Here is a 23,208-nt window from a genome sequence, read left to right as displayed (position 1 = left end):
GTCGACATGAACTATCAGCGGTTCTTCGAGGATGCGATCGACCAGCTCCACGCCGAGCGTCGCTATCGCGTTTTCGCCGACCTGGAGCGCATCGTGGGCAAGTTCCCGCGCGCCATCTGGCGTTCCAACGGCCGCGCCCAGGAAATCACTGTGTGGTGCTCCAACGACTATCTCGGCATGGGCCAGAACGAGGACGTGATTGCCGCCTTCCAGAACGCGGCCGCCAAGATGGGCTCGGGCGCCGGCGGCACCCGCAACATTTCCGGCACCTCCAACCCGCTGGTCGAGCTCGAGCAGGAGCTCGCCGATCTGCATGACAAGGAGGCAGCGCTGGTCTTCACCTCCGGCTTCGTCTCCAACGAGGCCTCGATCTCGACCATCGCCAGGCTTCTGCCCAACTGCCTGATCATCTCGGACGAGCTCAACCATGCCTCGATGATCGAAGGCGTGCGGCGCTCTGGCGCGGAGAAGAAGATCTTCCGCCACAATGACGTGGCGCATCTGGAAAGCCTGCTTCAGGCCGCGGGGCGCGAGCGCGCCAAGCTGATCGTCTTCGAAAGCGTCTATTCGATGGACGGCGACATCGCGCCGATCAGGCAGATCGTCGAGCTCGCCGAACGCTACAACGCCATGACCTATATCGACGAGGTCCATGCGGTGGGTATGTACGGACCGCGCGGCGGCGGCATCACCGAGCGCGAAGGCCTGGCCGACCGCATCGATATCATCGAGGGCACGCTGGCCAAGGCCTTCGGCACGCTTGGCGGCTACATCGCCGGCACCAGCGCCGTCATCGACGCGGTGCGCTCCTATGCGCCGGGCTTCATCTTCACCACCGCGCTGCCGCCGGCGATCGCGGCCGCCGCCACCACCTCGATCCGGCATCTCAAGCGCTCGCAGACCGAGCGCGACGCGCAGCAGCGCCAGGCGGCGCGCACCAAGCAGGTGCTTGCCGCCGCCGGACTGCCGGTGATGGAATCGGCCACGCATATCGTGCCGGTGCTGGTCGGCGATCCCGAGCTTTGCAAGATGGCCAGCGACCGGCTGCTCGGCGTGCACGGCATCTACATCCAGCCGATCAACTATCCGACGGTGCCGCGCGGCACCGAACGGCTGCGCATCACGCCGACGCCGTTCCATTCGGACGCGCTGATCGCCGAATTGCAGGATGCGCTGGTCGAGACCTGGGATGCGCTGGGTATTCCCTATGCCAGCTCCGGCCGTCCCGCCGTCGCCAAGAGCGACCGGATCATTCCGCTGCTGGTGCCGAAGTCGGGCGGGTGACTTGCAACTGTCGGGGCGCTGGCCGCGCTCCGCTTGTTGCTGTTCTCCAACGCTGCGCCGCTCCTAAGTCACGGCATGGATCCTAGGGTCTCGCGACGTCGCTTCGCGACTGCTTCGCCCTAGGATGACGACGTCCATTTTGCCAGCCGATAATCGCAAACGTTGGAGATTGTCCAAGGCCGTCCTCCCGTCGTCATTCTAGGGCGGAGCAAGGAGCGAAGCGACGCGCGCAGACCCTGGAATCCATGCCGTTACGTCTGCCTAAGAACGAAGCGGTGCAGAAAAAAGTTCGCAAACAAACACTTCCCGTCCGATTGCGACCTCACACCGTCTTCATCCACCTCGCCAGGCGATGCGCCGCTTCCTCGAGCTGATCGAGGCGGCGGTGGAAGCATAGTCTGAGGAAGGCTTCGCCGCCGGGGCCGAAGGCGGTGCCAGGCGCCAGGCCGACATTGGCGTTTTCGACGATGTCGAAGGCGGCGGTTCGGGAATCGGTGATGCCGTCGACCCTGAAGAACAGATAGAACGCGCCCTGCGGCACGGTGAAACGCGCCTTGCCGGTCGCGCCGAGTATGGCGCAGACGAGATCGCGAGCGGCGCGTGCACGCTCCACTTGTTCGGTAATGAAGCCGTCGCCCTCGTCGAGGGCAGCGACCGCGCCGCGCTGCATGAACTGGGCGACGCCGGAGGTTGAGTACTGTATCAGGTTTTCGAACACCTGCTGCAAGGCTGGATGGGTCTTGATCCAGCCGACACGCCAACCGGTCATCGCCCAGTTCTTGGAGAAACTGTTAACGAACAGGATACGATCGTCGGCCGTGGCGACGTCGAGGAAGGACGGCGCGCGGCCATGGCCGTAGTGGAACAGCGAATAGATCTCGTCGGCAATGATCCACAGGCCCTTTTGGCGGGCGAGATCGAGGATTGCCTGCAGCGTCTGCCTGTCGGCGGTCCAGCCGGTCGGGTTGGACGGCGTGTTGATGAACAACAGCTTCGTGCGCGGCGTGATCGCGGAGGCGATCTTTTCGACATCGCAGGACCAGCCATTGCCGGACTGGTCGAGGGTGACCGGCACCGGAACGGCGCCCGCCACGCCGGCGGCCGCGGCGAAATTCGGCCAAGCCGGCGAGAGGTAGATCACCTCGTCGCCGCTGCCGGCGATCGCGTCGATGGCCAGTTGGATGGCGTGCATGCCGGATCCGGTGACGATGAACTCCTCCTCGGCGAAGGTCTTGCCAAAATGCCTGGCGTAGTAGCGGGCGAGCGCCTGCCTGAGCTCGGGAATGCCCTTCTGCCAGGTGTAGAACGTCTCGCCATCGGCCAGTCCCTTGGCGGCGGCATCGCTGATGAAGGAAGGCGTCGGCAGATCGCCCTCGCCAGCCCAGAGCGGGATCAGGCCTTCGCGCAGGCGGCCGTGATTGACGACAGCGACGATGCCGCTTTCGGGCGCCGCACGGGCTTCGGCGCGCAAGGTCTCGATCAGGGTCATGCAAGAATCCGTCCGGTTTTTCGCGACTGCTAGCCTCTTTTACGACAGCCGCAAACAGAAAACCCCGGCCGCAAGCGGCCGGGGTTTTGGTCCAGGGCGCCCGTTGAGGAGTTACCTTTTCGCCAGCAGGTCGCGGATCTCAGTCAGAAGCTGTACGTCGGCGGGCGGCGGTGCCGCGGCAGCAGCCGGCTTCTCGCGCTCCAGCCGCCTGCGCAGATTGTTCACCGCCTTGACCATCAGGAAGATGATGAAGGCAAGAATCAGGAAATTCAGCACGACCGTGATGAAGCTGCCATAGGCGAAGACGGCGCCTTCTTTCTTGGCATCGGCCAGCGTGGCCGAATGGACGTTCGATGACAACCCGAAGAAGTAGTTGTTGAAGTCCAGCCCGCCGAAAATCGCGCCGATGATCGGCATGATAATGTCGTTGACGAGCGAGTCGACGATCTTGCCGAAGGCGGCGCCGATGATGACGCCGACGGCTAAGTCCATCACATTGCCCTTGGAAATGAATTCCTGGAATTCTTTCAGCATTCGGCCCTCCTTGCCATGACCGGCCGTGCAGCCGCCCCGGCTCTCCGGCACCGATCCGAAGCCACAATAACAAAAACCCCCGGTTGAAAAACCGGAAAAAAGGGCGAAGACACCGGTTTGTGCTTACCTGCCTCGTCAGCCGCATATGCGCCAAAAGCCGCGATGGACTTGGGCTCCAAGCTGTGGTTGCGTCTTAACGACCGGATGAGGAAACCGGCCAGGGAGGAAGTGCGGACCGTGCAAGGCTGGTTCGTCGTCATCATCGCGATCGCCTATGTGACGCTGCTTTTCGCCATCGCCAGCGTCGGCGACCGGCGCTCGGTGGCAGCCGGGCTCGGCCGGGCGCGGCCTTTCATCTACGCGCTCAGCCTCGCCATCTACTGCACTTCCTGGACTTTCTTCGGCTCGGTCGGCCTTTCCTCCGAGCGCGGCCTCGAATTCCTCGGCATCTATACCGGTCCAGTGCTGGTCTTCGTATTCGGCTTCCCGCTGCTCAACCGCATGATCCGGCTGGCAAAAAGCGAGAAGATCACCTCGATCGCGGACTTCCTCGGAGCCCGCTACGGCAAGAGCTTCACCGTCGCGGCGATCGCGACGCTGATCGCGACCATCGGCGCGGTGCCCTACATTGCGCTGCAGCTCAAGGCGATCTCGGGTTCCGTCAGCCTGATGGTCGAGCACTATACGGGCTCGCCCCCCTCTTTCGATCCGTTCGTCAGCGATATCTCGCTGGTGGTGGCGATGCTTTTGGCGCTGTTCGCGGTGCTGTTCGGCACCCGCCATGCCGATGCCACGGAACATCAGGACGGACTGGTTCTGGCGGTGGCGGTCGAGACCGTGGTCAAGCTCGCCGCCTTTCTCGCCATCGGCCTGATGGTGATGTTCCTGATCTTCGGCGGGCCCGGCGACATGTTCGCCAGGCTTGCCGGAAACAGCCAGGTGCGCCAGGCGATGAGCTACAGCACCTCCCTGGCAACCTGGCTGGTGCTGACCGGCTTGAGCGGGTTTGCCGTGCTGATGCTGCCGCGGCAGTTCTACGTCACCATCGTCGAGAACCGCAGCGAGGCGGAGCTGCGCACGGCGACCTGGGTGTTCCCGCTCTACCTCGTGGCCATCAACCTCTTCGTGCTGCCGATCGCCTTTGCCGGCCTGTCGCTGGTCGGCGGCAAGACCAGCAGCGACCTTTATGTGCTGTCGCTGCCGCTGTTCAGCGGCCATGACGTGCTGGCCATGGCCGCCTTCGTCGGTGGACTGTCGGCGGCGACCGCGATGGTGATCGTCGAGAGCGTCGCGCTTTCGATCATGATCTCCAACGATCTCGTCATTCCGCTGTTCGTGCGCCGCGTGCTCAAGACGAGTTCTTCGGAGAACGAGGACTGGTCGACGCTGATCCTCAATGTGCGCCGCGCCTCGATCTTCATAATGCTGTTCATCGCCTTCCTCTATTATCGCGAGAGCACCAATAGCGCGCGGCTGTCCTCGATCGGGCTGATGTCGTTTGCCGCGATTGCCCAATTCGCGCCGGCGCTGGTCGGCGGGCTGATCTGGCGCCGCGCCAACGGCCGGGGCGCAGCCCTCGGCATGGTCGCCGGCATCGCCGTCTGGGGTTACACGCTGCTCCTGCCTTCACTCGTCGGCCCGGCTTCCGACATAGTCGTCCACGGTCTGTTCGGCTTCGAGGCGCTGAGGCCGCAGGCGCTGTTCGGCACCGTCGGCGAGCCGCTGAACCATGGCGTGCTGTGGAGCCTCTCGGTCAATGCGCTGTTTTTCGTCCTCGGCTCCCTCTCCCGCGCGTCCGTGCCGCTGGAGCGCATCCAGGCGGCGATCTTCGTGCCGCGCGAGGCAGGCCCGATGCCCAGCCTGCGCCGCTTCCGCACCGCCGTCACCGTCAACGACCTGAAGGATACGATTTCACGCTATCTCGGTGTCGAGCGCACGGAGCGCTCGTTCCAATCCTTCGAGAGGGACGCGAAAGTCTCTCTGCACGGCACCGAACAAGCCAGCATGGATGTTATCCGCTTCTCTGAGCAATTGCTGGCGAGCGCCGTCGGCTCGTCCTCGGCGCGGCTGATCCTGTCGCTGCTCTTTCGCCGCAACGATCGCGACTCCAAGGATGCCTTCAAGCTGCTCGACGACGCCACCGAGGCGCTGCAGCACAATCGCGACCTTTTGCAGATCGCGCTCGACCAGATGGAGCAAGGCATCACCGTCTTCGATCGCGATTTCCGACTGATCTGCTGGAACCGGCAATACCGGCTGCTGTTCGACCTGCCGGACGAGATGGGCCAGGTCGGCGTCTCGCTCGACCGGATCCTCCATCATCTCGCCGAGCGCGGCGATATTCCCGCCGACCAGCGCGTGACGATGCTCAACCGGCTGACCAGTTTCGCTGGCCCGTGGCAGATGGAGCTGAAGACCAGCGGCCGCATCCTGGAGCTGCGCTCCAACCCGATGCCCGACGGCGGCATCGTCGCCACCTATGCCGACATTTCCGGCCGCGTCGAGCAGGACCTGGCGCTGAAGCGGGCCAATGAATCGCTGGAGCAACGGGTCAAGACCCGCACCATCGAACTCACCCGCGTCAACGAGGAACTGGCGCAGGCGCAGATGCTGGCCGAGGAAGCCAACCTCGGCAAGACGCGCTTCCTCGCCGCCGCCGGCCACGACATCCTGCAGCCGCTCAATGCCGCCCGCCTCTATTGCTCGTCGCTGATCGAGAAGGCAGGCAAGGGACCGGCCGGGAAGGCCGCCGTCAACATCGAATCCTCGCTGGAATCGGTCGAGACCATCCTCGGCGCGGTGCTCGACATCTCTCGGCTCGATGCCGGCGCCATGAAGCCCGACAATACCGCTTTCAACCTGGGCGGACTGCTTGGCCAGATCGGCAACGATTTTCGCCCGTTGGCCGCCGAAAAGAAGCTCGATCTGAAGATCATCCCATCCTCGCTCGGCGTCATGACCGACCGGAACCTGTTGCGCCGGCTGATCCAGAATCTCGTTTCCAACGCCATCAAATACACGCGCCAAGGCCGCATCCTGGTCGGCGTGCGGCGACGCGGCGAGCTGGCCGAGATCCAGGTGATCGACACCGGCATCGGCATTGCCGGCGACAAGCTCAGCACCGTCTTCCACGAGTTCACGCGCCTCGACGAGGGCGCGCGCGAGGCCGAAGGCCTTGGCCTGGGGCTCTCCATCGTCGACCGCATCGCCAGGGTGCTGAGGCTCGAAATCCGCATCTACTCCAACCCCGGCAAGGGCACGCGCTTTTCCGTGATCCTGCCGGTCGCGGAGGTCGCCGCGCCGCCGCGCGAGGCCGGCAAGGCGCCGGCCCGCTCCGCCTCGACGCTTGCCGGGCTCAATGTGCTGTGCATCGACAATGACGCGCGCATTCTCGACGGCATGCGGTTGCTGCTCGAAGGCTGGGGATGCCGCGTCGAGACGGCTTCGGGATCAGGCGATCTCCTGAAGCCCGGCGCGCCGAAGCCGGACCTCGTGCTGGCAGACTATCATCTCGACGGTGGCACCGGGCTCGATGCGGTCGCCACGCTGCGCGCCGCCTACGGGCAGGACCTGCCCTGCGTGCTGGTCACCGCCGACCGTTCCAGCGAGGTGCGCGCGGCTGCCGGCCGGCTCGACATTCCGGTCATCAACAAGCCGCTGAAGCCGGCCGTGCTGCGCTCGATGATGGCGCGCGTCAGGCCGCTGGCGCCGGCGGCGGAGTGACCCCAAAGCTTAGCCGCGATGGCCGAGGCTCCGGAGATAGGCGCAGAACATGTCGGCCAGCGCATCGGAATAGGCTTCGATCTCATCGGCCGTTCGCTCCCTTTCCGAAAAATCCGCCCCCACGGCGCTCAGCGTCTTGATGATCAGGTCGCCGGCCAGGGCGCGGCCGATATCCGGCGCGTCAGGAAGCGTCTCGCGCATGAAGGTCTCGACGGTCCGGCTCGCCGCCGCCCTCGCCTCCTCGGCCTCCGGCGCATCCCGGTAGAGCGGTGCTGCGTCGTTCAGGGCGCCGCGCACCGCCGCCTCCTCGCATTCGGAGCGGATGAAGGTATGGACCAGCGTTCTTATCCGCTCGAGCGGCGATAATTCGGCGTTTTCGAGAATGCCGCACAAAAGCTCGGTGGTCTCGCGCCATTCGTCGCTCTGCAACCTGAACAGCAGGGCCGCCTTGTTCGGGAAATACTGATAGAGCGAACCGACGCTGACGCCCGCCCTTTCGGCGACGCGCGTGGTCGTGAAACGCTGCGCGCCTTCAGCAGCCAAAACCTGAGCAGCCGCCTCTAAAATCGCCGCGACCAGCTCCGTGGCGCGCGCTTGCTTTGGCTGTTTTCGGGTGGAAATTGAAGGGCTTGAGCGTTGGATCATGGTCGCGCGCCGAAATGCGAATTGGAAACCTGAAGGATTATTCGTATTTTTCGAAGCAACACAAGAACCCCGCCGGAGACAGCCATGACCACCCTGACCGCAACCCCTTTGGCCCCACTGCTCGCCCGCCTGTTCAAGGAGGCCGACGCGGCGACCAGTCCGGCGATCGCACGGTACTCGCGCGAGGAACGGACGCGCTTGCTGCACAGCAAGACCGAGTATCGCCAGTTCTACGGCAGCCTGAAGGACCTGTGGCTTGCGGTCTCGCCGGAGACCGGCACGCTGCTCTACATGCTGGCGCGCAGCACCGGCGCGCGCATCATCGTCGAATTCGGCACATCGTTCGGCATCTCGACGCTCTATCTCGCCGCGGCGCTGCGCGACAATGGCGGCGGCCGCCTGATCACGACGGAATTCGAGCCGTCGAAGGTAACCCGGGCCAAGGCCAATCTGACGGAAGGCGGCCTCATCGACCTGGTGGAGATCCGCGAGGGCGACGCGCTGGAAACGCTCGCGACCGATCTGCCCGAGCGGATAGACCTCCTGCTGCTCGACGGCGCCAAGGCGCTCTATCCGGAGATATTGAGCCTGGTCGAGAGCCGGCTCAGGCCGGGCGCGCTGGTCATCGCCGACAATGCCGACTTCTCGCCCGAATATCTGGAGCGGGTGCGCGGGCCGGCCGGCGGCTATATGTCGACGCCGTTCGGCGACGACGTGGAGCTGTCGATGCGGCTCGGCTAAGGCCTGCTCGAAACTACCCCATGCTGCTTCTGAGGCAGCCGTAGGCGTTTACGTCAACCAACGCGCAATCCCGGCCTTCTGGCTCCGGCCTTCGGCCTTTGACGCGTAGGTGACATCATGACCCTCCTCCCATCGTTCTGGCGCGGGCTGCCGCGCCCGGCCCTGCTCGGCCTCTTCCTGTTCTTCTGCGCCGGTTTCGCCGACGGCGCGCTGGTGCCCTTCTTTCCGCTCTGGGCGAGCGGCGAGGCGAAGATTCCGATCGGCGCGATCGGGCTTTTGTTTGCCTGCTATGCGGGCGGCGAATTGATCGCCGCGCCGCTGATCGGCGGCATCGCCGACCGGATCGGCCGGCGGCCGGTGCTGATCCTGTCGTCGCTCGGCGTCGGCTGCGGCTTCGTCGCGCTGTTCTTCGCCCATGGCGTCGCCGCCACCGCGGCCGTGCTGCTTTTGACCGGCATATGCGAGTCGGTGCTTCACCCGACCATCCTCACGGCAATCGCCGATGTGACGGAGCCGTCGGCGCATCCGCGCTGGTTCGGCATGGCGCGCGTCAGCTCGAGCGCCGGACAGATCCTCGGCCCGGCCTGCGGCGCGCTGCTGGCGCTCGTTTCGCTTGGCAGCGTGTTCCTGGCCGGCGGCGGTATGCTGCTCTTCGGCGGCATCGTCATGCTTGCCGCATTCGCCGAGACGCGCGGCCATGCCGCAGCCGACCATGGGGAAACGGAGGAAGAGGAAGGCCTGTCGGCGCTGCTGCCGGCCTTCCACGACGGCCGCCTAGCAAAGCTGCTCGCCTGGGTCGTGCTGTTCGAGATTTCCGGCAACTGGATCGAAGCGGTCATCCCGCTCTATGCGCAGGATGCCGGCACGCTCACCCCGTCCGGTGTCGGCGCGCTGTTTGCCTATGCGGCCGCCCTGACGGTCGGTTTGCAGATGCTGGTCAGCCGCTTTGCCGAGACGCGATCAGCGCTTTGGCTGGCAGCCGGCGCCGGCATCTCGACGATCGCCGCCTTTGCCCTGCTGGCGACCTCGCCGGCGATACTTTCGCTGGTCGCCGCAGTCAGCTTCTGCTCGGTGGGACAGATGCTGGTCGGGCCGCTCGTGCCGACCGCCGTCAACGCGCTCGCGCCATCGCCGCGACGCGCTTCCTATATGGCCGCCTCGTCTGTGGCGGTCGACCTCAAGGACTCGCTCGGACCGTCGATCGGTACGGCGCTCTATGCGCTCGCGCCGCGCCTGCCCTGGATCGCCGGCATTCCACTGGTGGCGATCGCTTCGCTGGGCCTCGGCGCCGCGATCGGGCGGGCGCGGAATCCTTCAGGCCCGACCGAGGATGATGCCGCGTCGCAGTTGGGCTCCGCCGTCGAAAACTATCGCTGACGGGCGCAGCCATCGACCCGACGCGAAGCGACCGCATGATCGATCCGCGCTGGTCGGGTTCAGTTAGGGTGAAAAGCTTCGCCTGAGGTGCCTGCGATCAGCCGACCGGCTGCAGCGGGTCGCCGCCGATCTTCGACAGCTGGATGACCGCCTGGGTGCGGCTGTCGACGCCGAGCTTCTGCAGGATGGCCGAGACATGCGCCTTGATGGTGGCCTCGGAGACGCCGAGCTCATAGGCGATCTGCTTGTTGAGCAGGCCCTCCGCCAGCATGCCGAGCACCCGCGTCTGCTGCGGCGTCAGCGCCTGGAGCCGCTTGATCAGGTCGGAGATTTCCGGGTCGCGCTCGACGCCGAGCTCAATGCCGGCCGGCGCGGCAATGTCGCCGGCAAGCACCGCCTGCACAGCGCCGCGTATCTCATCCATGCTGGCCGATTTGGAGATGAAGCCGGAAGCGCCGAGATCGAGCGCGCGGCGGATGGTGACGGGATCGTCGTGCGCCGATACCACCACCAGCGGCACCGCCGGATGGATGCCGCGCAGCGAGATCAGGCCGGAGAGGCCGCTGGCGCCCGGCATCGACAGGTCGAGCAGCACCATGTCGATATCTTCATTGACAAGCACCAGCGCCTTGGCGCTTTCGAAATCGCCGGCCTCGTGGATGGCGGCAACGTCGCCGATGCCGGCAAGCGCCTCCTTCAGCGCGCCGCGAAAAAGCGGATGGTCGTCGGCAATGACGAAAGTGTGGCCCGACGGCAAATAGTCCTCCCCCGATCCCATCATCATTGTGTGCTTCTTGCGGGGACCGGAATGATTATGCGGCGACGCGGCGCGTTTTCAAGCGGCAAAGGCCGCGCGCGGGGTTTTCCCCAAGGCGGCTTTGCAATCAGGTCTTCTGCTGGTTCAGCTTGCCGCCGCCGTCTTCCTTGTCCAGGTCCTTGACAATGTCCTTGAAGGTCCGGAAGAAGCGCTCCATGTAGCCCATCGTCTTGTTGAAATCCTCTTCGCTCGGCAGTTGCGATTCCAGCCGGGCCGAGAGCGAATTCTCGAGCTTGGCGACGCGCGCGTCGAGCGCCTTGACCGAATTGTCCAGCCGGTCGATCTCGTCCTGGTAGGCGGCCCGCTCGTCGGCGGCCATCTTGCAGACGAGCTGGCCTGAGCGCTCCTCGCAGACAGACATGGCGCCGGTCCTTGTGTCCATGCGGACATAGCCGTTGGCCGACTTCTCCAAACGGTAGTGGTCGGTTTCCTCGGAATAGGCGGATGCGGCAACCAGCGAGCAAAGCGCCGCGGGGATCACGATGTGCTGCAGACGCATGTTGTTCCTCCATGAGCCAGTGAAGGCGGGCTATCACAGGTTTGCGCCGGAAATGGGGAAGAGTCGAGCTTCGAGCCTTCCCCGCACCTTCGGTTCGGACTATAGCGCGACAATGTCTCAGATTATCTACAAGATCGCGCCCGAGGCGCTTTGGCGTGAAGCCGAGAAGAACGGGCGCTTCGCCGGCGCGCCGATCGACATCGCCGACGGCTTCATCCATTTCTCCACCGCCGGCCAGGTTCGCGAGACGGCGGCCAAGCATTTCGCCGAGCAGACGGACCTGCTGCTGATCGCGATCGACGCGGCAAGGCTGGGTGATGCGCTGAAATACGAGGTCTCGCGCGGCGGCGGCCTGTTCCCGCATCTCTACGCCGAGCTCGACCTTGATGCGGTTCTCTGGGTGAAACCGCTGCCGCTCGGCGCCGGCGGCCACGAATTCCCGAGGCTGGAGGGCGAATGAGCGTGCTCGACCGGATCGGCCAAAAGCTGCTTTTCTCCTTCGATCCGGAAACCGCGCATGGCCTGTCGATCGCGGCGCTGCGCTGCGGGCTGCCAGTCGGCGCGACGGCGCCGCGGCGCCCGACGCATGACGCGCGGCTCAAGATCAGCCTTTGCGGCCTCGACTTTCCAAACCCGCTCGGCATGGCCGCCGGCTACGACAAGAACGCCGAAGTGCCGGACGCGCTGCTTGGGCTTGGCTTCGGCTTCGCCGAGGTCGGCACCATCACGCCGCTGCCGCAAGCCGGTAATCCGAAGCCGCGCATCTTCCGGCTGACGGCGGACGAGGCGGTGATCAACCGGCTGGGCTTCAACAATGAAGGCCACGCGGCCGCCGAAAAGCGCCTTGCCGCGCGCAAGGGGCGGCCAGGCATCGTCGGCGTCAACATCGGCGCCAACAAGGACAACGCCGACCGCATCGCCGATTATGAGCGCGGCGTCGCCCGCTTCGCGCCCTATGCGAGCTATCTGACGGTCAACATCTCCTCGCCCAACACGCCGGGCCTGCGCAACATGCAGGCGCGCGAGCAGCTCGGCGAGCTGTTGTCACGTGTGATGAAAGCACGTGCCGCGGCCCCCGCGCAGCCGCCGGTCTTCCTCAAGATCGCGCCGGACCTCGTCGAGGCGGAGCTGGAAGACATCGCCGCCGAGATCGCCGAGAAGAAGATCGACGGCGTCATCGTCTCCAACACGACGCTTGCAAGGACGGGATTGCGGAGCACGACCGTGGCAGGCGAAGCCGGCGGCCTTTCGGGCAAGCCGCTGTTCGAGCGTTCCACCGCCGTGCTCGCCCGCATGCGCAAGCTGCTCGGCCCAAGCATTGTCCTCATCGGCGTCGGCGGGGTCGATTCCGCCGAGACGGCGCTGGAGAAGATCCGCGCCGGAGCCGACCTCGTCCAGCTTTACACCGGCATGATCTATGCCGGGCCGGCGCTGCCCGGGCGCATCGTCGCCGGCATGGCGCGGTTCATGGAACGCGAGCGGCTTGGGTCGATCAGGGACCTGCGAGACTCGGCTTGCGAGCGCTGGGCTTCAAAACCGATCAGCTGAAAGCTGTCTTCACCCTGAGCCTGAGCACCGTCAGCAGGCTCAAGCCGCGCACCAGCAGGAAAACATGCAGCGATGCCCACAGGCCGCTGTTGCCGAGTGCCGGCGCCAGGGTGATGAGCGCAGCGCTGAAGATGAGGAACGACAACAGCATCATGTTACGCATGTCGCGTGACCAGGTGGCGCCGATGAAGACGCCGTCCATCTGGAAGGCCAGCACGCCGCTCAGCGCCGTGAAGGCGGCCCAGGGAAGATAGGTGTCGGCGACCGCGCGAACATCCATCGAGGTCGTCACGAGCGCCACCAGACTGGCGCCGGCGGTCAGCAGGATGAGCGTGGCGATACCGGCGAGGCCAAAGCCCCAGATCAGCGTCAGCCGGACTGCCTGCCGGAACGGGGCGGGCGCATGCGCGCCGATGGCGCGGCCGGCAAGCTGCTCGGCGGCGGTGGCGAAGCCGTCGAGGAAATAGCCGGCGATGAGGAAGAAATTCATCAGCACGGCGTTGGCGGCGAGCGTCACCGTGCCGAACTGCGCGCCCTGCCTGGTGAACAGCGCGAAGGCGGCAAGCAGCGAAAAGGAGCGGATCATGATGTCGCGGTTGAGCGACAGCATGCGCCGGTAGGCCGGCAAATCGAGGATACGCCGGCGCGACGGCCGCTGCAGCTTGCGGAAACGGTTGAGCACGATGGCAAGGCCAAGCAGCATGGCCAGGAACTCGCCGGTGACGGTCGCCCAGGCGACGCCGGCAACGCCCCAGCCGAGCTCGAGACCGAGCAGGAAGCAGAGCGCGATGTTGATGCCGTTGAGCACCGCCTGCAGCATCAGCCCGAGCCCGCCTTCGCCTCGCCCCAGCACGTAGCCCAGTATGGCGTAGTTGATCAGCGAGAAGGGCGCGGCGAGCAGCCTGATGCGGATGTAGACCGACATCGCTTCGCTAACGCGCGGCTCGGCGCCCATGAACCATTGGCCGGCGACGGCAAAGAACGGCGCAAGGGCGGCGAGCACGACGCCTGCGACGACCGCGATCAGCACGGCGCGCCACAGCACCGCCTGCTCCTCCAGCGCATCGCCGCGCCCGAAGGCCTGGGCGACGAGGCCGGTGGTGCCGGAGCGCAGGAAGTTGAAGCTGGTGAAGACGACGTCGAAGACCAGCGATCCCGCCGCCAGGCCGCCAAGCAGGGCCGCGTCGCCGAATTGGCCGACCACCGCCGTGTCGACGATGCCGAGCAGCGGCGTCGTCAGATAGGCAAGCGTCATCGGCACGGCGATCGCCAGCACCGAGCGGTTGGTGACGACGAAAGACCTGGCGTTGGCTTGAGTCGCGTCCAAGGGATTGCTGCCTGTCCGATTCCGGCTTGATCGAGGACCCGATGTGCCCCAGTTTGCCGGCATCACGCAACCATATCCGCCGGGCTGCCAACCGAATTGCAAACCTGGCGCAGCCACCAATTCATGCCGCTGCAGATCGTCCATCACCCCGATTATGACGCAGGCTTCGCCGTCAATCATCGCTTTCCGATGAGCAAATATCCGCTGTTGATGGAGGCTTTGCGCTTACGCGGTCTAGCCGTGCACGGCGCGCTTTCGATGCCGGAACCGGCGCCGGCCGCACGCCTGAAGCTGGCGCACGCGGCCGACTATGTCGATCAGGTGATCGCCTGCCAGGTACCGGCGAAAATAGAGCGCGAGATCGGCTTTCCGATCGGCCCGCGCGTGTCGCTGAGAGCGCAGCTCGCCACCGCGGGTACGGTGTTGGCTGCCAGGCTGGCGCTTAAACATGGCATTGCCTGCAACGCCGCCGGCGGCAGCCATCATGCCAGGCGTGCGCAAGGCGCCGGCTTCTGCACCTTCAACGATGTCGCCGTCGCCGCGCTGGCGCTGCTGGCCGAGGGCGCCGTCGCAAACGTATTGGTCGTCGACCTCGACGTGCATCAGGGCGACGGCACGGCCGACATTCTCAAGGATGAGCCTCGCGCCTTCACCTTTTCCATGCATGGCGAGCGCAACTACCCGGTGCGCAAGATCGCCTCCGACCTCGACGTCGCCTTGCCGGACGGGACAGGCGACGACGCCTATCTCGAACGGCTCGCCGCCATCCTGCCGGAACTCTCCGGGCAAAGGCGCTGGGACATCGTCTTCTACAATGCCGGCGTGGATGTCCATGCCGAGGACAGGCTCGGCCGGCTGGCGCTCACCGACGACGGTCTCAGCGCCCGCGAGGACATGGTCATCGGCCATTTCCGCAACCGCGGCGTGCCGCTGTGCGGCGTCATCGGCGGCGGCTACTCGACCGACGTGCCGGCGCTGGCCGCGCGCCACGCCATCCTGTTCGAGGTCGCCTCGGGATATGCGTGAGGCCGCGCCGAACTATTTCCGGTAGCTGGCGATCCTGAGCAGGATGAACACCGGCACAACGATCGCGGCGCCGAGCAGGATGTAGCCCAGGAAGCGGTCGATGGCGTGGAAGCCAAGATTCCACAGATCGACGAAGAACTGGCGGATGCCGTAAAAAACGTCCATCGGCGACCAGCCGAAGGCATGCATGACAAGACCGACGAGGAAGGAGACCACGAGCAGCTTCAGGAACACCCTGAGCGGCGTGTCGCCAAGAAAGCGCGTCAGTGCGGACAAGGCCATCCTCCGGTTCGAGCCGCCCGATTCGGGGCGGGGCGATATCAGAGATACGCATTCCGCGGAAAGGCATCAAGCAATGGAGCCGCGGTTCCGCTTTGCCGATTGCTTGACGCCCTGCCATCATGTTAACGAGGTGGCCGAAGCGGGTATGATGTAATGGTAGCTTGTCAGCTTCCCAAGCTGAACGCGCGGGTTCGATTCCCGCTACCCGCTCCACCAGCTTGCACCGCAGGGATTTGAGTGAGGCCTCACAAAGGGGCCAAATTGCGCGTCCGATTCAGGTCGGCTGCCGGCGATCGCGGGGCGGAATTGCATCGGGTCGACCCTCAGGCCGGGCAGTTTGCGCGAGGGTGAATTCGGCTGTTTGTAAAGCGAGCGTTGGGGTCTTGCACACCCATGCAAGACCCCAGTCAGCGATTCACCCGGCAGCCCCGATACATGGTCGCTATCGACCTAGATGATCATGCTCTAGAGCCGGAAGCCGATCCAGACGCGGCGGCGCCAGCAGCGGACATGACGCCGGCCATGGCGCCAGTAGCGCCGGCAGACCCTTCTCCAAACGTGGCGCCGGCGGCGGCGGTAGTACCGATCACGGTAATACCGACGGCGGTAGTACTGGGCTGGCTGCAGCAGATCGGCCTGGTCATCCTCCTCGTAGATGGCCGGATCCGGCTTATCCAATTCATCCAGAATTCCGTTGCCGGCGGGAATACCGGCAACGGCCTTGCTGGGTCCGGCCAGGCTTGCAAGCGCTGCCGCCCCCGCAACGCCAAGCATTCCGGTGAGAAACAACCGACGTTCCATAAAAACCTCCCGAGCTGTTGGGCACGGCAGCCCTTCCTCACCCGCAACGGGCTCCAGGGAGCGACCGATCGGTTTGAACGTGCAAGTAGCATTCTCGTTCCATTAGCCCACCTCGCGCAAAATGAAGTCGTGCAGCATCTTGGCGGCGGGCGAGAGCGCGCGGTTCCTGACCGTGATCAGGCTGTAAGGCCGGACCTCGATGTCGAACTCGGTCTGCACGACATCGATGGCGCCGGCCAGCCCATCGCCGCCCTGGATGAACTTGGCGACCTGGATCGAGACCGGTGCGATGGCGTCGGACTGCGCCACCATCACCAAGGTGAGCAGCAGCGAAGAGGTGTTGAGGATGCGGTCGGGCAGCGGAATGTCGCGATTCAAAAAGTTGCTTTCCATCGCCTGGCGCAGCGGCGAGCCGCCGGACTGGAACACCCAGTCATAGGCCGCGGTATCTTCCAGCCGCACCATCTTGCCGCTCGCCAGCGGGTGGCCGCGGCGCACGATGAGGCAGGCCTTCTCGACGCCGATGACGCGCGATTCGAAGAGCCGCGGATTGAGATCGTCCGGGATGCGGGCGATGATGAAGTCGTGGCGCGAGGCGATCAGCTCGCGGGCCAGCACGTTTGAGGTCTCGACCTGCATTGTGATCTCGATGCGCGGATAGATGCGGCGGATCTCACGGATCGCCGGCACGGCCAGCTCGATCGCCGGCGCCGTGACCGCGCCGAGGAATACGGAGCCGCCCTTGCCGGCCTTGAGCTCGGAAATCTCACGATCGGCCTCCCGCATCTCGAGCAGGATGGAGCGGGCGCGCCGGGCGAGCGCCTGGCCGTAGGGGGTCAGCGTCACGCCGCGCGGCAGCCGCTCGCACAACTTCACGTCGAGCACCGCTTCCATCTCGGCGATCATGCGCGAGGCGGCCGGCTGGGAGATGTTCATGACCTGGGCGGCGGCGCTCACCCGCCCGTGATCGTCCAAGGCGGCAATCATGCGCATCTGGCGGAGACTGAGGCCGCTGCGCAGCAACGTCTCGCCATCTCGCGGCAATTTCTCGTAACCACCTGAAATCGCATCGGGATCGCGCAACGCCGCCATTGTTTTCGGTCTCCTGTGCGGGTTTCTATCGATCGCTTAAGCCATACCAGTCTTGATATAGCAACCAGCAAAGATCGCATTTGACAGTTATGTCAAAGCAACCCACCCTCCGCGCGTTCCGATGCGCAGGGGTCGGCGACGAGCGAAATCGTATCGATTGAAACTGCGCCGCGGGGCCGATTGGGAGGATACCGGAGATCGATAAAGCCGACAGTGGCGCGCCAGCGCACCTGCTCGACTGCGCGGCCCGCGAAGCCCCGAGGTGTCGCGTCCATCAACCAGGGAGAGTAATCGTGAAGATCATCAAGACGCTGGCCGCCATCGCGGCCCTTGGCATTGCCGCCACGACCTATTCGGCGCATGCCGCCGACAAGGGTCTCGTCGGCGTGCTGATGCCGACCAAGACCTCGCAGCGCTGGATCAATGACGGCGACGCCGTCAAGTCCCAGCTCGAAGCGCTCGGCTACACCGTCGACCTGCAATATGCGCAGGACGACATCCCGAACCAGCTCAGCCAGCTGGAAAACGAAATCACCAAAGGCCCGAAGGCGCTGATCATCGCTTCAATCGACGGCACCACCATGGCCGACGCGCTGCAGAAGGCCAATGATGCCGGCGTCGTCACCATCGCCTATGACCGCCTGATCAAGAAGACCCCGAATGTCGACTACTACACCACCTTCGACAATTTCGGCGTCGGCGTGATCCAGGCGAACTCGCTGGTCAAGGGCCTCAAGGAGCGCTTCCCGAACACCAAGCCGTGGAACGTGGAGCTGTTCGGCGGCTCGCCGGACGACAACAACGCCTTCTTCTTCTACAACGGCGCCATGTCCGTCCTGCAGCCGCTGATCGACGACGGCTCGATCAAGATCAAGTCCGGCCAGATGGGCATGGACAAGGTCGGCACCTTGCGCTGGCTCGCCGCCACCGCCCAGGCGCGCATGGACAACCTGCTCTCGGCCAACTACTCGGACGGCAGCCGCGTCGACGGCGTTCTGTCTCCCTATGACGGCCTGTCGCGCGGCATCACCGCCTCGCTGCGCGCCGTCGGCTACGGCACGGAGGCGCAGCCCTGGCCGATCGTGACCGGTCAGGACGCCGAGACCGCCTCGGTCAAGCTGATCATCTCGGGCGAGCAGTACTCGACCGTGTTCAAGGACACCCGCGAGTTGGCCAAGGCCACCGTGCAGCTGGTCGACAAGGTGCTCTCCGGCGGCAAGCCGGACGGCCTCGACACCAAGACCTACAACAACGACGTCAAGGTCGTTCCCTCGATCCTGTTGACGCCGCATGAGGTCGACAAGTCGAACTACAAGGAACTGGTCGTCGACTCCGGCTACATCAAGGCTGAAGAGCTGAAGTAATCCAGCCTCACAGGAAGGGGTCCTGCGCGACCGCAGGACCCCTTTTCGTTCACAAGCGACCCCGGTATTGTTTTTGCCGGCTTATGCAGCGCCGTGCGCAGTCGCGGCGCTGACCAGACTGCAGTATGTTGATTTCGCGCATGACGCTTTCCGCGAATGGAAGGCAGGCGCCAGGGAGCAGAACCTCATGGCCTCGACGATTTTGGAGATGCGCGACATCACCAAGACGTTTCCCGGCGTGAAGGCGTTGTCGAACGTCAATCTCAGTGTCGAGGAAGGTGAGATCCACGCCGTCGTCGGCGAGAACGGCGCCGGCAAGTCGACGCTGATGAAGGTGCTGTCGGGCGTCTATCCGTCCGGCACCTATGAGGGCCAGATCATCTTCCGCGGCCAGGAATGCCATTTCAAAGGCATCCACGACAGCGAGCATATCGGCATCGTCATCATCCACCAGGAGCTGGCGCTGGTGCCGATGCTGTCGATCGCGGAAAACATCTTCCTCGGCAACGAACACGCCACCTACGGCGTCATCGACTGGGACGCCAACGAGACGCGCACGGCCGCCCTGCTCAAGAAGGTCGGGCTCAAGGAGGATCCCAAGACGCTGATCACCAATATCGGCGTCGGCAAGCAGCAGTTGGTCGAGATCGCCAAGGCGCTTAGCAAGGAAGTGAAACTCTTGATCCTCGACGAGCCGACGGCGTCGCTCAGCGAAAAGGACAGCCAGGCGCTGCTTGACCTTCTGCTCGAGTTCAAGCGCCAGGGCATGACCTCGATCCTGATCTCGCACAAGCTCAACGAAGTGAACCGCGTCGCCGACAAGGTGACGGTGATCCGCGACGGGCGCACCATCGAGACTCTGCCGAGGAAAGATATCTCGGAAGACCGCATCATCACCTCGATGGTCGGCCGCTCGCTCGACGACCGCTACCCGCCGCGCGAGCCGGAGATCGGGGACGTCATCTTCGAGGTGAAGGACTGGTCGGTTTACCACCCGATCCATGCCGAGCGGCAGGTGATCAAGAACATCAACCTCAATGTGCGCAAGGGCGAGGTTGTCGGTATCGCCGGGCTGATGGGCGCCGGCCGGACCGAATTCGCGATGAGCCTTTTCGGACGCTCCTACGGCCGGCATATCACCGGAGAGGTGTCGCTGCGCGGCAAGCCTATCGACCTCTCATCGGTGAGCAAGGCGGTGGCGAGCGGCATCGCCTATGTCACCGAGGACCGCAAGACCTACGGCCTCAACCTGATCGACCACATCAAGCACAATGTGACTTTGGCCAACCTCTCCGGCGTTTCCAGCCGCGGCGTCATCGACGACATGCGCGAGATGAGCGTAGCCAACGACTACCGCAAGAAGACCAACATCCGCGCCTCCAGCGTCTACCAGCTGACCGGCAACCTCTCGGGCGGCAACCAGCAAAAAGTCGTGCTGTCGAAATGGCTGTTCGCCGATCCGGAGGTTTTGATCCTCGACGAGCCGACCCGCGGCATTGACGTAGGCGCGAAGTACGAAATCTATACGATCATCGCGCGCCTTGCCGCCGAGGGCAAAGCGATCATCGTCATCTCGTCGGAAATGCCCGAACTGCTCGGTATCTCCGACCGTATCTATGTGATGAACGAAGGGCGTATAGTCGGCGAAATGGCTGCAAGCGACGCAAGCCAGGAAAAAATCATGCGCGCCATCGTTCGCGGAGAAGGAAAAGCATCATGAGCACAGAAAGCGCTCCCGCGCCGCAAAGCGGCCTCGCCGAGGACGTCAAGCAGCAGGGTCCGCGCGTCGCCGTCTCGGCGCTGACGACGAACCTGCGCGAATACGGCCTGATCATCGCGCTGATCGTCATCATGCTGTTCTTCCAGTACACGACGTCGGGAACGCTGTTCAAACCGGTGAACCTCAGCAATCTGGTGCAGCAGAACTCGTTCATCATCGTGATGGCGCTTGGCATGCTGTTGGTGATCGTCGCTGGCTATATCGACCTCAGCGTCGGATCGGTCGCCGGCTTCATCGGCGCGCTGGCGGCAATGATGATGGTGATCTGGCCGCTTGGGATGTTCTCGAATCCGCTGGTGGTCTCGATCGTGTGCCTGATCGTCGGGGCGCTCATCGGCGCTGCGCAAGGCTACTGGATCGCCTATCACAAGATACCGAGCTTCATCGTGACATTGGCGGGCATGCTGATCTTCCGCGGCATCTGCCAGGCGCTGCTCGGCGGTGGCTCCTCGGTCGGTCCGCTGCCGGACAGCTTCAAGGCGCTGAGCTCCGGCTTTATCCCGGACGTGATCGGCCCGCTGACGCTGATCCCGCCGACGGTCAACGCCGCCGGCAAGACGATCGTCGGCAGCGGACTGACGCTGCATATGACGACGGTCGTGCTCGGCCTCATCGCGGTGCTCGCCTATGCCTATTTCGGCTTCAGGACGCGGCGCAAGCGCGAGCGTCACGGCTATGAGGCGGAGCCCTTCCCGCTGTTCGTCGTCAAGACGCTGGTGGGCAGCGCGCTGGCGCTGTTCCTGGTCTTCCAGTTCGCCAGCTACAGGGGCCTGCCGGTCGTGCTGCTGGTGATGGGCGTGCTGATCTCGCTGTTCGTCTTCGTCACCAAGCGCATGACCATCGGCCGCCGGATCTACGCCATGGGCGGCAACGCCAAGGCCGCGCAGCTTTCGGGCATCAACACCGAAAGGCTGACCCTGCTGGTCTTCATCAACATGGGCGTGCTCTCGGCACTGGGCGGCCTGATCATCGCGGCGCGCCTCGGCCAGGCCGTGCCGGCTGCCGGTCTCGGCAGCGAGCTCGACGTCATCGCGGCCGTCTTCATCGGCGGCGCCTCGGCAATGGGCGGCGTCGGACAGGTGATCGGCGCCGTCGTCGGCGGCTTCATCATGGGCGTGATGAACAACGGCATGTCGATCATGGGCGTCAATGTCGACTGGCAGCAGGTGGTGAAAGGCCTGGTGCTGCTCGGCGCCGTCATCTTCGACGTCTACAACAAGAACAAGGCCTGAAGACCTGAAGCGGACTTAAGGAGGCATACGGGTTTCAGATCGCGAAGCTGCCGGCAACCCGTCGGCGCCAAGAAGTCCAGGCAAGGACCGGGCTCGCGAGCGCAATCCGGACGAAGAATTTCAACCGTGGCACGGATTTCTCCGCGCCGCGCCGGTCAAGGTTTGCCCGCGGGCAGCCAGGCAAGATGAGAGAGGGTTCAAACATGCTGATCTCCCAGATCCTCGACGACGCCGAGACGATCCGCGTCGTCGCCCGCAATGGCGGCGGCAAGACCAGGGTCATCAACGGCGCGCGCAGCGTCTATTCGCTGGCGATGGAGGCCGCGCGGACAGGCACGGGCCTCGAAGCGCTGATCGAGCGCAAGGGCTATGGCGAGACGGTCGATCTCGATGCCGCCTATAAGAGGGGCAGGCTGGTCTCGCCGATCAACCATCCGGATCCCGCGCATCTGCATCTCACCGGCACCGGGCTCACGCATCTCGGCTCCGCGGCAACGCGCGATTCCATGCACAAGAAGCTCAGCGAGGGCGGCGAGGCGGAACTCACCGATTCCATGAAGATGTTCCGCATGGGCCTCGAAGGCGGCAAGCCGGCCAAAGGCCAGGTCGGCGTGCAGCCGGAATGGTTCTACAAGGGCAACGGCACGATGGCGGTGGCGCCTGGCGCACCCCTGATGTCGCCGGCCTTCGCGCAGGATGGCGGCGAGGAGCCGGAGATCGCCGGCATCTATGTCATCGGCGATGACGGCGCGCCGTTCCGCGTCGGCTTCACGCTGTCGAACGAGTTCTCCGATCACGTCACCGAGCGGGTGAACTATCTGTTCCTCGCCCATTCCAAGCTGCGCAACGCCTCGTTTGGCCCTGAAATCCTGATCGGCGAGCTGCCCGCCGATATCCGCGGCGCCTCGCGCATCTGGCGCGACGGCAAGCTGCTCTGGGAAAAGCCGTTCCTGTCGGGCGAAGCGAACATGTCGCACACCATCGCCAATCTCGAGCACCACCATTTCAAATATTCGGCCTTCCGCCAGCCGGGCGACGTGCATGTGCATATGTTCGGCACCGCGACGCTCTCCTTCGCCGATGGCATCAGGACCGAGGCCGGCGATACGTTCGAGATCGAGGCGCCGGATTTCGGCCTGCCGCTGCGCAATCCGCTGGAGATCGAGAAGCCGGTCAAGGTGGCGGTGAAGGCGCTGTAGCGCCCGATCTCCCGGTGACTGGCAGGCCAGAGGGGCGCGAAGGAAGCTGCCTCTTCCACTTCGTCATTCTAGGGCGGAGCAAGGAGCGAAGCGACGCGCGCAGACCCTAGAATCCATGCCGTGACATTGGGCGTAGACTGCTGCCGTCCAGAATAACCGTTGGCGCAGCGCCAGCTAAGATCGCAACATGACAGGCTATGTTTACATGACTGCGAGCCAGAAGGTGGCACGCTATTTCGGTGTCGCCAATGACCTTACCCACCGCATGCCGGGGCACAAGACCGGCCAAGGCTCCAGAAGATCATCCTGAATGGTTCGAGTTCTCTCGCGGAATTGGCTGGTGAGCGTTCGGCACCGTGGCGGCGCTCAGGCGTCACGGCATGGCAACTGTGTTCACGCGAATGCGGTTTTGTCGCGAATGATAGCGTTGAGGACGACCAGGAGCTTC

At 64.5% G+C, this 23,208-nt stretch carries 21 protein-coding genes and 1 tRNA gene; 13 read left to right on the top strand and 9 right to left on the bottom strand.

The genetic code is table 11. The features are described from left to right. The first annotated feature begins 6 nt into the window (after positions 1-6). Positions 7-1,284, top strand: coding sequence for a 5-aminolevulinate synthase (gene hemA, locus LB515_RS12675; RefSeq protein ID WP_224707913.1), 1,278 nt, complete (start codon positions 7-9; stop codon positions 1,282-1,284). A gap of 322 nt (positions 1,285-1,606) precedes the next feature. On the opposite strand, the gene LB515_RS12670 is transcribed toward hemA, so the two are convergent. Next, positions 1,607-2,773 (bottom strand): pyridoxal phosphate-dependent aminotransferase, encoded by a 1,167-nt coding sequence (locus tag LB515_RS12670; RefSeq protein ID WP_224707912.1) that lies wholly within the window; start codon positions 2,771-2,773, stop codon positions 1,607-1,609. Between the two features lie 111 nt (positions 2,774-2,884). Beyond that, positions 2,885-3,307, bottom strand: a complete 423-nt coding sequence (gene mscL, locus LB515_RS12665) for a large conductance mechanosensitive channel protein MscL (RefSeq protein ID WP_095766185.1) — start codon at positions 3,305-3,307, stop codon at positions 2,885-2,887. A gap of 237 nt (positions 3,308-3,544) precedes the next feature. Here mscL and LB515_RS12660 point away from each other — a divergent pair, with 237 nt between their 5' ends. Beyond that, positions 3,545-7,030, top strand: a complete 3,486-nt coding sequence (locus tag LB515_RS12660; protein ID WP_224707911.1) for a PAS-domain containing protein — start codon at positions 3,545-3,547, stop codon at positions 7,028-7,030. A 9-nt stretch (positions 7,031-7,039) separates the two neighbouring features. Here the strand turns inward: LB515_RS12660 and LB515_RS12655 are convergent, their stop codons facing one another. Then, positions 7,040-7,675 (bottom strand): TetR family transcriptional regulator, encoded by a 636-nt coding sequence (locus LB515_RS12655; RefSeq protein ID WP_224707910.1) that lies wholly within the window; start codon positions 7,673-7,675, stop codon positions 7,040-7,042. 84 nt (positions 7,676-7,759) lie between these two features. Between LB515_RS12655 and LB515_RS12650 the strand changes: the two genes are divergently transcribed. After that, the gene (locus tag LB515_RS12650) at positions 7,760-8,416 is read left to right on the top strand and encodes an O-methyltransferase (RefSeq protein ID WP_224707909.1); all 657 of its coding nucleotides are present in this window, start codon (positions 7,760-7,762) and stop codon (positions 8,414-8,416) included. 117 nt (positions 8,417-8,533) lie between these two features. Further along, positions 8,534-9,793 (top strand): MDR family MFS transporter, encoded by a 1,260-nt coding sequence (locus LB515_RS12645; protein ID WP_224707908.1) that lies wholly within the window; start codon positions 8,534-8,536, stop codon positions 9,791-9,793. Between the two features lie 97 nt (positions 9,794-9,890). Here LB515_RS12645 and LB515_RS12640 read toward each other — a convergent pair whose 3' ends face one another. Next, entirely contained in the window at positions 9,891-10,550 is a 660-nt protein-coding gene (locus LB515_RS12640; RefSeq protein WP_224708046.1) for a response regulator transcription factor, read from the bottom strand. A 127-nt stretch (positions 10,551-10,677) separates the two neighbouring features. Beyond that, entirely contained in the window at positions 10,678-11,109 is a 432-nt protein-coding gene (locus LB515_RS12635) for a hypothetical protein (RefSeq protein ID WP_224707907.1), read from the bottom strand. A 112-nt stretch (positions 11,110-11,221) separates the two neighbouring features. On the opposite strand from LB515_RS12635, the gene LB515_RS12630 reads away from it, so the two are divergent. Further along, entirely contained in the window at positions 11,222-11,569 is a 348-nt protein-coding gene (locus tag LB515_RS12630; protein WP_224707906.1) for a DUF952 domain-containing protein, read from the top strand. Next, positions 11,566-12,657, top strand: coding sequence for a quinone-dependent dihydroorotate dehydrogenase (locus LB515_RS12625; RefSeq protein ID WP_224707905.1), 1,092 nt, complete (start codon positions 11,566-11,568; stop codon positions 12,655-12,657). The genes LB515_RS12630 and LB515_RS12625 overlap by 4 nt, the downstream gene beginning before the upstream one ends. On the opposite strand, the gene LB515_RS12620 is transcribed toward LB515_RS12625, so the two are convergent. Beyond that, positions 12,650-13,984: an MATE family efflux transporter gene (locus LB515_RS12620; RefSeq protein WP_224707904.1), complete on the bottom strand. Its 1,335-nt coding sequence runs from the start codon at positions 13,982-13,984 to the stop codon at positions 12,650-12,652. The genes LB515_RS12625 and LB515_RS12620 overlap by 8 nt on opposite strands. A 123-nt stretch (positions 13,985-14,107) precedes the next feature. On the opposite strand from LB515_RS12620, the gene LB515_RS12615 reads away from it, so the two are divergent. After that, the gene (locus LB515_RS12615) at positions 14,108-15,010 is read left to right on the top strand and encodes a histone deacetylase (RefSeq protein WP_140843989.1); all 903 of its coding nucleotides are present in this window, start codon (positions 14,108-14,110) and stop codon (positions 15,008-15,010) included. A 12-nt stretch (positions 15,011-15,022) separates the two neighbouring features. Here the strand turns inward: LB515_RS12615 and LB515_RS12610 are convergent, their stop codons facing one another. Beyond that, positions 15,023-15,292, bottom strand: a complete 270-nt coding sequence (locus tag LB515_RS12610; protein WP_181166832.1) for a DUF6460 domain-containing protein — start codon at positions 15,290-15,292, stop codon at positions 15,023-15,025. Between the two features lie 139 nt (positions 15,293-15,431). On the opposite strand from LB515_RS12610, the gene LB515_RS12605 reads away from it, so the two are divergent. Next, positions 15,432-15,505, top strand: a tRNA-Gly gene (locus LB515_RS12605). Positions 15,506-15,757: 252 nt separating this feature from the next. Here LB515_RS12605 and LB515_RS12600 read toward each other — a convergent pair. Both LB515_RS12600 and LB515_RS12595 read right to left on the bottom strand, forming a co-directional pair. Then, a complete protein-coding gene (locus tag LB515_RS12600; RefSeq protein WP_095765885.1) occupies positions 15,758-16,093 on the bottom strand; it encodes a protamine-2 (modular protein) in 336 nt (111 codons plus the stop codon). Positions 16,094-16,195: 102 nt separating this feature from the next. Then, positions 16,196-17,185: a LysR family transcriptional regulator gene (locus tag LB515_RS12595; protein WP_224707903.1), complete on the bottom strand. Its 990-nt coding sequence runs from the start codon at positions 17,183-17,185 to the stop codon at positions 16,196-16,198. Between the two features lie 293 nt (positions 17,186-17,478). Between LB515_RS12595 and chvE the strand changes: the two genes are divergently transcribed. From chvE to LB515_RS28130, 5 genes are all read left to right on the top strand, one after another. Further along, on the top strand, positions 17,479-18,549 hold the full coding sequence (gene chvE / locus LB515_RS12590; protein WP_095765887.1) for a multiple monosaccharide ABC transporter substrate-binding protein: 1,071 nt from the start codon (positions 17,479-17,481) through the stop codon (positions 18,547-18,549). A gap of 187 nt (positions 18,550-18,736) precedes the next feature. Next, entirely contained in the window at positions 18,737-20,269 is a 1,533-nt protein-coding gene (gene mmsA / locus LB515_RS12585; protein WP_224707902.1) for a multiple monosaccharide ABC transporter ATP-binding protein, read from the top strand. Then, the gene (mmsB, locus tag LB515_RS12580) at positions 20,266-21,561 is read left to right on the top strand and encodes a multiple monosaccharide ABC transporter permease (RefSeq protein ID WP_224627329.1); all 1,296 of its coding nucleotides are present in this window, start codon (positions 20,266-20,268) and stop codon (positions 21,559-21,561) included. The genes mmsA and mmsB overlap by 4 nt, the downstream gene beginning before the upstream one ends. A 203-nt stretch (positions 21,562-21,764) precedes the next feature. Next, positions 21,765-22,760, top strand: coding sequence for an AraD1 family protein (araD1, locus tag LB515_RS12575; protein ID WP_095766187.1), 996 nt, complete (start codon positions 21,765-21,767; stop codon positions 22,758-22,760). Between the two features lie 187 nt (positions 22,761-22,947). Beyond that, positions 22,948-23,070 (top strand): hypothetical protein, encoded by a 123-nt coding sequence (locus LB515_RS28130; protein WP_263481479.1) that lies wholly within the window; start codon positions 22,948-22,950, stop codon positions 23,068-23,070. Positions 23,071-23,208 lie beyond the last annotated feature (138 nt).

The sequence above is a fragment of the Mesorhizobium sp. CA15 genome, assembly GCF_020165215.1.
Classification (GTDB): domain Bacteria; phylum Pseudomonadota; class Alphaproteobacteria; order Rhizobiales; family Rhizobiaceae; genus Mesorhizobium.
This window is presented reverse-complemented; position numbering and strand designations above follow the sequence as displayed.